The following is a 10,614-nucleotide window of genomic DNA, read 5'->3' on the forward strand; positions in this document are numbered from 1 at the left end:
CTCACCGCCTTGATGCCGCGGATGCGAAAGCCCGCACACTCTGGGCCGGAGTGAGGTGTGGGCACCGCTCCCTGCTCACGTGTCCGGACTGCTGGCGGGAGATTTGCTGGGGTGTTCGGTGATCCAGCGGGCGGCGAGCAAGCCGGAGGCGGCGGTGAGAACGGCTGCGGCGATGACGGTGGCGTTGAGGCCGAAGGCGTCGGCGAGGATGCCGGCGACGAGGGCGCCGGCGGCGTAGCCGATGTCGCGCCAGAACCGGTAGGTGCCGAGGGCGTTGGCCCGCCAGGCGGGGTGGGCGTGGTCGGAGATGGACGCGATGAGGGCCGGGTAGACCATGGCGGTGCCCAGGCCGAGGAAGACCGCGGACAGGATGCCCGCGAGCAGCGGGCGCTCCAGCAGGGCGAGGGCCAGGACGAAGCCGACGGCCTGGACGAGCATGCCGTAGACGATCAGCGGCTTGCGGCCGATGCGGTCGGCGAGGTGACCGGTGGGGATCTGCCCCAGGCCCCACAGGATCGGGTACAGCCCCTTGATGAGGCCGACGGCGGCAAGTCCCAGGCCGTGGTGAGTGAACAGCAGAGGGAAGACGCCCCAGGTAAGACCGTCGTTGAGGTTGTTGATCAGTCCGGCCTGACTGGCACCGCGCAGGGAACGATTGCGCCACGAGGTGCGGGTGAACGTGGCCTTCAGGCCGGTGTCCTCGCCGGTGGGCAGCGGCTTGGTGTGGTTGGCCAGTTCGAGGGCGACGTGCGCGGCGGTGTCGCGCACGGCCAGGGCCAGGGCAAGGCCCGCGACAACAAACACGACGCCGATAAGTTCGGGGACCGGGCGCAGACCATAGGACGTGGCGAGGTAGCCGGTGACCAGCGCGGTGGCGCCGACCGCGGTGTAGCCGGCCGCCTCGTTCAGGCCGGTGGCCAGGCCGCGGCGGGAGGGGCCAACGAGGTCGATCTTCATATTGACGGTCATCGACCAGGTCAGGCCCTGGTTCAGGCCCAGCAGCACGTTGGCCGCGACGATCCAGCCCCAGGACGGCGCGTAGGCGAGGGCGAAGGGGACGGGAATGCCGAGCAGCCAGCCGGCCACCAGCAGCTGCTTGCGGCGGAAGCGGGCGGTGAGCGCCCCGGCGGCGAGGTTGGTGAACGCCTTGGTGAGACCGAAGGCGATGATGAAGGAGAAGACGGCCAGGTCGCTGGTCAGGCCGAAGGTCTCGGAGCCGATGAGCGGGACGGTGGTGCGCTCGAGGCCGACCAGGCCGCCGACGCAGATGTTGACGATGACCAGCAGGGTGAACTGCAGCCAGTTTTCCCGCAGGCCGAGCCGTACGGGCCGGCCGGAGGCGTCGGTGGGGGTGGTGGTGGGCGTGGTGTTCACGGGCGGGTGTCCTCCGTGCCCTGGACGAGTCGCTGGCCGTGGGCGGCGGTGTAGTCGTCCGGTCCGCCGTCGAGGACGGCGATGTCGGAATGGCCGGCGCGCTCCAGAAGGCTCGCGGCGGTCATCGCCCTCTCGCCGTGCCCGCAGGCTACGACCGGCCCCGCCGGAGCGTCGGAGGCGGCCTTGCCCAGAGCGCCGAGCTCGATGTGCACCGCTCCGGGGACGTGCCCGGCGGCGAACTCGGCTTCCTGCCGGACATCGACGTAGGGGCGGCCCGCGGCACGGTCGGCGGCGAGGAACGCGGTCGTGGCCTTGGCGTTGCCGTCGGCGAGCCACGCGTCCATGCCGCCCGCGAGGCGGCCGACGAGACGCTCATAGCCGATCTTGTACGCCTGCCAGACGATCTCGCTCAGGTCCTGGTCCTCACCGGTGACGAAGGCCAGGGGCGCGGTGTCGGGCAGGAGCCAGCCGAGCCAGGTGGCGAACTGCTCGCGCAGCGGGATCGACAGCGAGCCGGGGATGTGGCCGGCGGCGTAGTCGGCGGCCGGTCGGACGTCGACGACGTGGTCGCCGTTGACCATCAGGGCCCGCGCCTGGGGTGCGGAGAGGGAGGGCAGCGCCGGCTGTGCGGTCAGGACCGCCGGCCCGCGGCGGTTGATCTCGCCGAGGCGGTCGAAGTACGCCGGGTAGGTGCCCAGGCTCGCGACCAGCTGGGCCACGAAGGCGTCCTCGTCAGGGGCAGTGAGCAGCGGGTTGGCCTGCTTCTGCGCGCCGATGGTGGTGGTGCGCTCGGTGCCGGGCGGGGCGGAGCAGAAGGATCCGGCGCCGTGGGTGGGCCACACTGCGGTTTCGTCCGGCAGCGCGGTCAGCCGCTTCAGGGACCGGTACTGGGCGCGGGCGAGTTCCTCGGTGCGCTCCGGGCCGAGGAGGTCGGTGCGGGCGGCGGAGTTCACGATCAGTGATCCGCCGGTGAACACCCCGAGCTGGCGGGAGCCGTCCAGCAGCAGGAAGGACAGGTGCTCGTCGGTGTGGCCGGGGGTGGCCAGGGCCCGCAGCGTGAGTCCCCCGAGGTCGACCTCGTCGCCGTCGGCCAGGCCGTGGTGGTCGAAGGCGCGCCGTCCGGCGGCGGAGGCCAGGATCGTGGCGCCGCTGTCGTGGCCGAGCTGGACGGCGCCGGAGAGGAAGTCGGCGTGCAGATGCGTGTCCGCGGCGAACGCGATGCGCAGCGCGCGCCGCTCGGCCGCCGCTCGCAGCGCGCGCAGGTCACGGCTGGCGTCCATGGCCAGGGCGCGGCCGTCGCCGAGGTCGAGCAGGTAGGCGCTGTTGCCCAGCCCTTCGTCGACCAGCGGTATGAGGTGATCGTCCGCGAAGCCCACGGCGTCCTCCAAGATCTCGGGAACGGGGGCGTGTGGTCACACCCACCGGACTCAACTACAATAATCCATGGATTTATGGAGGATGGTATGTCGGAGAACACGAAGAGCATGACGAAGGCCCGGCTGTACGACGCGTTCGCAGCAAGCGGCAAGGCGCTGGCCAGCGGGAAGCGCCTGGAACTGCTGGATCTGCTGGCCCAGGGCGAGCGCACTGTCGACGCGCTGGCGAAGGCCGCCGGGCTGAACCTGACCACCGCCTCCGCGCACCTCCAGACGCTCAAGCAGGCCGGGTTCGTCACGACCCGCCGTGAAGGCGTGCGCATCCACTACCGGCTAGCCGGTGACGACGTCGCCCAGCTGTTCGCGCTGCTGCGCAAGGTCGCCGAAGCCCACCAGGCCGCCGTGCCCGCCGCACGCGATGCCTACCTCGGCGAGGACAGTGCCGCCGAGCTCAGCCGTGAGGAACTGCGGGTCCGGATCGCCTCCGGGGACGTCGTCGTGCTCGACGTGCGGCCGGTGGAGGAGTACCAGGCCGGGCACATTCCCGGCGCCCTCTCCATCCCGGTCGATGGGCTCGCCGACCGGATCGACGAGTTGCCCGAGGACCTGGAGATCGTCGTCTACTGCCGTGGCGAGTACTGCGTCCTGGCCTACGACGCGGTCCGGCTGCTGACCGACCACGGACGCCGGGCGATCCGGCTCAACGACGGCATGCTGGAGTGGCGCCTGTCGGAGCTGCCCGTCGACGTCTCGGACTTGACGTGACCGGCCCGGGCGGCAACCTCCCCCTGCATCCGGGACTGGCCGGCGGGCCGGTCTACCTGGACTACAACGCCACCACTCCGGTCGACCCACGCGTCACCGAGGCCATGTGGCCGTATCTGACGGACTTCTTCGGCAACCCCTCCAGCAGCCACCCCTACGCCGACACCCCCCGCCGGGCGCTGGCGGAGGCCCGAGCCCAGGTCGCCGGTCTGATCGGTGCCGGGCCTGGCGAGATCGTGTTCACCGGCTCGGGGTCCGAGGCTGATCTGCTTGCCCTGCGCGGCGCGGTCCTGACCTCCGATCGCCCGCGCCCGCATGTGATCACCCAGGCCACCGAGCACCCTGCCGTCCTGGAGACCTGCCGGGCCCTTGAGCGCCTGCACGGCGCCCGGGTGACCGTGCTGCCGGTCGACGGCGACGGACTCGTCGCCCCGGCCGCCCTGGCCACCGCGCTCACCGAGGACACGGTGTTGGTGTCGGTGATGGCGGCGAACAACGAGACCGGCGCCCTGCAGCCGATCAGGGAACTCGCCGCGCTCGCCCACGAGCGCGGGGCGCTGTTTCACTGCGACGCCGCCCAGGCCGTAGGCAAGGTTCCCCTCGATGTCGGCGAGCTGGGCGTGGACCTGCTCACGGTCGTGGGACACAAGATGTACGCGCCGAAAGGCGCTGCCGCCCTCTTCGTACGCGACGCGGTACGGCTGGAGCCGGTCGTCTACGGCGGCGGGCAAGAGCGCGGCCTGCGCGCGGGTACGGAGAACGTCGCCCTGGCCGTCGCGCTCGGCACCGCCGCACAGATCGCGGCCGGCGAGCTCGCCGACGGCGCCCCAGCCCGCATCGCGGCCCTGCGCGACGACCTCCACCAGCGGCTGACGACCACTCTGCCTGGCCGTGTGCACCTGAACGGCCCGGAGAAGAACCGCCTGCCGAACACCCTGAACGTCAGCGTCGACGGTGTTTTCGGGCACGAGCTCCTCTCGGCCGTCGGTCAGATCGCGGCCTCGACCGGCTCGGCCTGCCACAGCGGCACCCACACCCCTTCCCCCGTGCTGACCGCCATGGGCCTCGATCGGGACCGCGCGCTCGGTGCGCTGCGGTTGTCTCTGGGCCGCTGGACCACGGCCGAGGACATCGAGACGGCGGCAGCGGCACTCGCCCAGGCGGCTGTCGCGCAGTGACCGGGCCGACCGGCCCGAAGCATGAGGAATCGACGAACCGCAGGAGAGGCATGACCGAGACCACCGCGCACGGACTGTCCACCCGCAGTGTCCACGCCGGCGAACGCCGCGACGCCGAAGGGGCCATCCACACCCCGCTCTACAACCACTCCACGTTCGCGTTCGACACCACCGCCGACCTCCTGGACGTCGTCGAAGGCCGCAAGGCCGGAAACCTGTACACCCGCTACGGCCTCAACCCCACCATCCGTTCCACCGAGGCCAAGCTCGCTGACCTCGAAGGCGCCGAGCAGGCCCTGGCGTTCTCCTCCGGCATGGCCGCCAAAGCCGCCACGTTCCTCGCGCACTGCCGCACCGGCGACCACATCGTGTGTATCGGCGAGGTCTACGGCGGCACGTTCGAGCTCCTCTGCGACAACCTGCCGCAGGTCGGCATCACCACCACGTTCCTGCGCGCCGACGAGGTCGACCGGCTGCCCGAGGTGCTGACCGGCCGGACCCGGATCGTGTTCTTCGAGACCCCGGCCAACCCCACCCTGACCGTCTTCGACATCGCCGCCATCGCCGAACAGGCCCGCGCGGTCGGCGCGCTGACGGTGGTGGACAACACCTTCGCCACCCCCGTCAACCAGAACCCCCTCGCCCACGGCGCGGACCTCGTCGTGCACTCCGCGACCAAGTACCTCGGCGGGCACTCCGACCTGACCGCCGGCGTCCTGACCGGCCCCGCCGAACACCTCGCCCCGGTGGCAGGGTGGCGCAAGAACCTCGGCCAGGTCATCGCCCCCGAGACCGCCTTCCTCCTCGCCCGCTCCATCCGCTCCCTGCCCGTCCGGGTCCGTGCCCAGAACGACACCGCACAGGCCGTCGCCGCGTTCCTCCAGACGCACCCGCGCGTGGCCCACGTCCACTACCCGGGGCTGGCCACCGGCGAGCAGAAGCGCATCGTGGACGCGCAGATGCGCGGCGGGGGCGGCATGCTCAGCGCCGTCCTGGACGCGGACGCCGACCAGACCGCCGCGGTGGTGGACCGGCTGCGGCTGTTCGCCATCGCGCCCAGTCTCGGCGGCGTCGAGTCTCTGGTCACCCAACCCATCACCACCACCCACCACGGCCTGGACCCGGCCGAGCGCGCCAAGCGCGGCATCGCCGACAGCATGGTCCGCCTGTCCGTCGGCCTCGAAGACGCCGACGACCTGATCGCCGATCTCGCCAAGGCCCTCGACACCGACTGACAGCCCTCTTCCTTCCGCCCACCGGACCTGTACGAGGGCCCGGTGGGCGTCCCGTACGACCTCTGCACGAAAGGCGTCCATTTCCGTGACCGACTTCCCCCTCCACGCCGAGGCCACCGCACCCGCCGAGGCCCTCCCGCACCTCGCCGCGGCCCGCGAACGCATGGGTTTCCTCACCACCCTCAACGCCGTCATGGCCGAATCCCCGCAACTCCTGGCCGGCTACACCGCCCTGGCCCAGCAGTTCGCCGCTTCCTCCCTGCCGAAGCCCGCGCAGCAGGTCGTCCTGCTCACCGCGAGCGTCGCCAACGCCTGCCCGCACTGCGTCGCCGCGCACTCCACCCTCGCCCTGCGCGCCGGTCTCACCCCACACGACGTCAACGCCCTACGCAACGCCACCACGTTGCAGGACCCGTCACTGGAAGCCGTACGCCGCCTCACCCAGGCCATCGTCGACAAGCGCGGCTGGGCCGACGAGCAGGACATCGCCGGCTTCCTCGCCGCCGGACACACCCACCGCCAGATCCTGGACATCGTCCCGGGCGTCGGCATGAAGACCCTGTCCAACTACACCAACCACCTCACCCACACACCCGTCGACCCGGCGTGGCACGACCAGCAGTGGACGCCGCCAGCAAACACAACCCCCTGACGCACCCACTGCCCACCGCCGCACCGACCCGGCCGCCGCCGATGCCGCCGACAGCAGTGAGGGCCGTGGAGGCGTGGTCCTGGGCGCGCTGGTCATGGTCCTCACTCAGCTCGTCATGGTCGCGGTCATGACGATGACGCCGGTCCACATGCACGACCACGGCCACTCCACCGCCGCCTCCGGCCTCGTCATCGGCATCCACATCGGCGCCATGTACCTGCCCTCCCCGCTCACCGGCTGGCTCATCGACCGCTACGGCCGCATGAAGATCGCCGCCGCCTCCGGCATCACCCTCCTGGCCGCCGGTATCCTCGCCGCGCTGGCCCCCGGCGACTCCGTCGCCCTCCTCGCGCTCGCCCTCGCGCTGCTGGGCCTGGGCTGGAACTTCGGCCTCGTGGCGGGCACTGCGATCATCACCGACACCGTCCCGCTGGCTACCCGCGCCAAGACACAAGGACTGGTCGACGTCTCCATCGCCCTCGCCGGTGCCACCGGCGGCATCACCTCGGGCATCATGGTCGCCGCCACCAGCTACCCCGCCCTCGCGCTGACCGGCGGAGCCCTCTCCCTCGCCCTCCTGCCCGCCGTCGCCGCCACCGCATACCGCCGATGAACCCCACGAACCACGAAACCCCCGCGCCCGACATCACCGTCGACGGCACCGGCCCTGCTCTGCGTCACCCTCCTGCTGCGCATGCGCAAGGAGATCGACGGTGCCAAGCCGGGCACCGTCGTCCACGTCATCGCCACCGACCCGGCAGCCCCGCTCGACCTGCCCGCCTGGTGCCACATGACCGGCCACCACTACCTCGGCCCCGTCCCTGACGACGAACGGCCTGTGTACGCCCTGCGGATCGCCGCCAGCGCACGCCCCACCCGAGCCGGCGCCCCCTGGCATGCGGATAGTCCCGACAGGTAACCGCCTCTCCCCTTGTTCAGAGGGATTCGCTCACAGTCCGTGACCACGCCTTGCCAACTGTCCTGCTGCATCTTTGCCAACTACACAGCGACACATCCTTCGGCCCAGCGACAGCCCCACCAGTTCCGGTGCCGCGCAGTGTGTCGCAACAGCGGCACCGGAGCTGGTGCGATCGTTCAGAGGAGGGCGTTGAGGCGTGTGAAGAGGGCCTCAAAGCGGGCCCGGGTCTCATCGTCGATCTGGTCCAGCAGCGTGCCAGGCGAGCGCATCAGATGGCTGGCCGGCTGGTAGTGGTCGAACCGGCCCCCGTGGGCCGCCTCCACCTGCCTGATGATTCGACCGCCTCCCTTGAGCTGCGCCTTGGTGAACCGCCCCACCTTCGCGGCGGACAGGAGCTTGAGGTACCAGCTCGGGCTGAAGAGGTCCTCGATGTCGGCTTCACTCGTGCTGGTGAACTCGGTGAGGTAGACCAGACGGCCCTTGTCGAGCAGGCCGCGCGAGACGAGCTGTGCGATGCGCTGGTTGCCGCCGCCCGCGACATCCATCAGCACCGCGATGCTCAGGTCGCTGCTGCCGAGCAGGGACACGAAGGACGGGACCTTGTCGAGCCCGCCGACTGGGGTGATGGTCCAGTTGGGGTTGAGGGGCGTGCCGCCGGCTTCACGCACAACCTCGCTCATCACGGTCAGGTACACGACGTCGGACGGGCCTTCGACCAGCAGCTGGTTTGGCCCGATCACCAGCGTCTGGGTCATGTCGACGCCGATGGCTCCCAGCAGCGGGAAAACCGTGTCGGCACGGGCTCGCCACAGTTCCTGGCTGACCTGGGTGCCGTCGTTGTCGACGTCTTCCACCGTGCGGCAACGGTCCAGTTTCGAGGGCTGGATCATGAACAGGGAATGGGTGCTGTAGATGACCTGGTGCTGCGGGACCAGGCGTTCCTCGATGTAGCGCAGAAGGTCGTTCTGAGCCTTGGCGTGGAGGTTCAGGCCCGGCTCGTCCAGGAGGATGACCCGCCGCCGGGTGACGTCGCTGTACTCCGAGAACGCGGCCAGGAACGAGAAGAACCAGATGAAGCCCTTCGACCGGCCTTCCATCCCGAGGGTGACACGGTGCCGCTGGTTCTTGATCCGGATGTGGAGCCACGGCTCGGTGCGATGCGGTTCGTGCGGTGTGGGGGCCTGCTTGAACTCGATGTCGAGCTCTACCGAGAGGTCCGGATTCTGAGTCCAGTACTCGAAGAGTTGGTCGGTCAGCTCGTTGGCCGCAGCCTCCAGGGCGGCTTTGCGGCTCTCGTAGTTGTCCCTGGTGAACTCCTCGGATTCTACGGCGGCGAGCTTCAGCAAGGACAGGGCCGTGCGCTCCTCCGGCTCCAGGTCGTCCTCTTCGACACTCTGCAGTCGCGCGATCGAGACGCTGCCGGGCAGCACGTTGTACTCGTCGAAGTACTGAAACCGTGGCAGCCGCAGGTGCAGGATCTTACGGATCTCCGCGTTCAGATCACGTTCGGCGAGCTCGTCGGCGAGCTGAACCGCAGCTTCGGCGTTCTCGTCGGCGCGGAGCGCTTCGATGAATGCGTCGACGTCCTTGACCTTGGCGAACCGGGTGGCGTCCAGCCCGGCCTTGGCGACCAGGTGCTGCGCAGCGGCCAGCGTGTCGGTGGCGAGGTCGAGATACCAACGGGTGTCGACGTCGTACTGGCGGTACACCGTGATCGTCTTCGCGGTGAAAGCCTTGGGGCCGAACTCCTTGGTCACGGCGTCGATGTCGCCCTGCTCCAGCTCGAACGTCGCCGTAACCGGGCGAGCCTGCGCGATCCGGTTCTTGTCACGGGAGCGGTGACGCCGCGGATAGTCCCGGAGCTCCTCGAACGTCGTCGGATGCCCGCTGGACAGCGGGTTCACACGGTAGAGCGCCTCCAGAGCGGCGGTCTTGCCGGACTCGTTCTTACCGACGAAGGCGGTGATATCGCCTTCGAGGGTGAACCGAGTGGAGTCGTTGATGCTCTTGTACTTGGTGACGTGAGCGGACTGCAGGCGCATCGAGCTTCTCCTGTGCTGACAATGCCGCCGACAACAGCGTCGACGAACGGGATCACGCTACGCCGCAGGGGTGACAACCGGCCTGAAAATATCCCTGACATGGGCAAGATGATCACTGTGCCGCTGACCATCTGCCGGTCCGGCGCAGCACGTAGGCAGAGGACCGTACCGGCGCCGCGGTGCAAGCCTCTGCACACCGGCGCAGCGGTTTGAGACTCAGAAAACCGCTGCGCAGAAGGCAGTTGAGTGTGGCTACTGTCAAGCCCTATGGGGATCGCAGACACGTCCATCGCCGCCGCTTCCGCAGCTCTCAGCGGCGTCGCAGCCTTCGCCGCCTGGCGTGCTTCGAAGGAGGCCAACCACACCGCTTCGTCCGTCGCCCAGATTGAACGCGACCGCTGGCACAACGACCTGACGCCCAGGCTCCGGCTATGGATGGGATCCGAGAATCAGCAGAGAGGCTCACACCTGTACATCAGGTTCGAGGGGCCGGCATCCCTTGGACGACTCCAAGTGCGGTTCGTCGTGCGGGACGACCGCGACCACTCCCAGGACGTTGAGCTGGCAGGCGGCCCGACAGCTGAGACGCGTGCTCAGGTCATCTGGGGTCCCTACCGCTTCCGACCCGGCATCGACAGAGCGGACCAGCTCGGACGCACGTCCGGCACCATCCTTCTCGAAGCGGCTGACCATACGAGGCTTGCCGTCGATCCCTCCGTCAGGCCGGACTGGTACGAAGGTCAGGACGGGGAGGTGCGTTGGCGGCGGGACTACGGTTCGCTCCCCATGCGTCTGTGGGTTGAGTGCGAGGCGCTGGGACACAGACCGTGGCGACTGCCCGCCGACGTCCCCGACAGTGGCGACCATGTCATCACCGGCCCCGCGATCTCAGGCCCCTGAGTACCTCGCCTGATCCGCGGTTCCCGATCGCTATCACGGCGAAGTCGAAGCGGAACGCCTCGTCCCCGGCAGCTTCAAGACACTGTTGGCGAATCCTGGAGCTGAACGTGACGTCGGGCTTCATGACCCGTTGTGGTCGTGAAGCCCGACGTTGTGTTTGGGGAGGGTGTCGG

At 69.5% G+C, this 10,614-nt stretch carries 9 protein-coding genes and 1 pseudogene; 7 read left to right on the plus strand and 3 right to left on the minus strand.

All coding sequences use genetic code 11. The annotated features are described in order from the left end of the window. Nucleotides 1-75 precede the first annotated feature (75 nt). Together ACFY9S_RS38780 and ACFY9S_RS38785 are read right to left on the minus strand one after the other, a co-directional pair. A complete protein-coding gene (locus ACFY9S_RS38780) occupies nt 76-1,374 on the minus strand; it encodes an MFS transporter (RefSeq protein WP_391138560.1) in 1,299 nt (432 codons plus the stop codon). Further along, nucleotides 1,371-2,750, minus strand: coding sequence for a rhodanese-like domain-containing protein (locus tag ACFY9S_RS38785; protein ID WP_391138562.1), 1,380 nt, complete (start codon nt 2,748-2,750; stop codon nt 1,371-1,373). The genes ACFY9S_RS38780 and ACFY9S_RS38785 overlap by 4 nt, the downstream gene beginning before the upstream one ends. An 87-nt stretch (nt 2,751-2,837) precedes the next feature. Between ACFY9S_RS38785 and ACFY9S_RS38790 the strand changes: the two genes are divergently transcribed. From ACFY9S_RS38790 to ACFY9S_RS38815, 6 genes and pseudogenes are all read left to right on the plus strand, one after another. Beyond that, complete coding sequence (locus ACFY9S_RS38790) at nt 2,838-3,515, plus strand: metalloregulator ArsR/SmtB family transcription factor (protein WP_391138564.1); 678 nt, start codon at nt 2,838-2,840, stop codon at nt 3,513-3,515. Then, nucleotides 3,512-4,693 carry an aminotransferase class V-fold PLP-dependent enzyme gene (locus tag ACFY9S_RS38795; protein ID WP_391138566.1) on the plus strand — a complete coding sequence of 394 codons (1,182 nt, stop codon included), beginning with the start codon at nt 3,512-3,514 and terminating at the stop codon, nt 4,691-4,693. The genes ACFY9S_RS38790 and ACFY9S_RS38795 overlap by 4 nt, the downstream gene beginning before the upstream one ends. A gap of 50 nt (nt 4,694-4,743) precedes the next feature. After that, nucleotides 4,744-5,928: an aminotransferase class V-fold PLP-dependent enzyme gene (locus ACFY9S_RS38800; RefSeq protein ID WP_391138568.1), complete on the plus strand. Its 1,185-nt coding sequence runs from the start codon at nt 4,744-4,746 to the stop codon at nt 5,926-5,928. Between the two features lie 85 nt (nt 5,929-6,013). Further along, on the plus strand, nt 6,014-6,580 hold the full coding sequence (locus ACFY9S_RS38805; RefSeq protein WP_391138570.1) for a carboxymuconolactone decarboxylase family protein: 567 nt from the start codon (nt 6,014-6,016) through the stop codon (nt 6,578-6,580). Between the two features lie 28 nt (nt 6,581-6,608). Beyond that, nucleotides 6,609-7,193 (plus strand): annotated as a pseudogene (locus tag ACFY9S_RS38810) (MFS transporter); the annotation flags it as partial. 81 nt (nt 7,194-7,274) lie between these two features. Further along, nucleotides 7,275-7,499 carry a sulfurtransferase TusA family protein gene (locus ACFY9S_RS38815; RefSeq protein ID WP_391138572.1) on the plus strand — a complete coding sequence of 75 codons (225 nt, stop codon included), beginning with the start codon at nt 7,275-7,277 and terminating at the stop codon, nt 7,497-7,499. Between the two features lie 176 nt (nt 7,500-7,675). Here the strand turns inward: ACFY9S_RS38815 and ACFY9S_RS38820 are convergent, their stop codons facing one another. Then, a complete protein-coding gene (locus tag ACFY9S_RS38820; RefSeq protein WP_391138573.1) occupies nt 7,676-9,541 on the minus strand; it encodes an AAA family ATPase in 1,866 nt (621 codons plus the stop codon). A 267-nt stretch (nt 9,542-9,808) separates the two neighbouring features. On the opposite strand from ACFY9S_RS38820, the gene ACFY9S_RS38825 reads away from it, so the two are divergent. After that, nucleotides 9,809-10,441, plus strand: a complete 633-nt coding sequence (locus ACFY9S_RS38825; RefSeq protein WP_391138575.1) for a hypothetical protein — start codon at nt 9,809-9,811, stop codon at nt 10,439-10,441. Nucleotides 10,442-10,614: the final 173 nt, after the last annotated feature.

This window comes from Streptomyces sp. NPDC012474 (assembly GCF_042955185.1).
In the GTDB taxonomy this organism is placed as follows: Bacteria; Actinomycetota; Actinomycetes; order Streptomycetales; family Streptomycetaceae; genus Streptomyces; species Streptomyces cahuitamycinicus.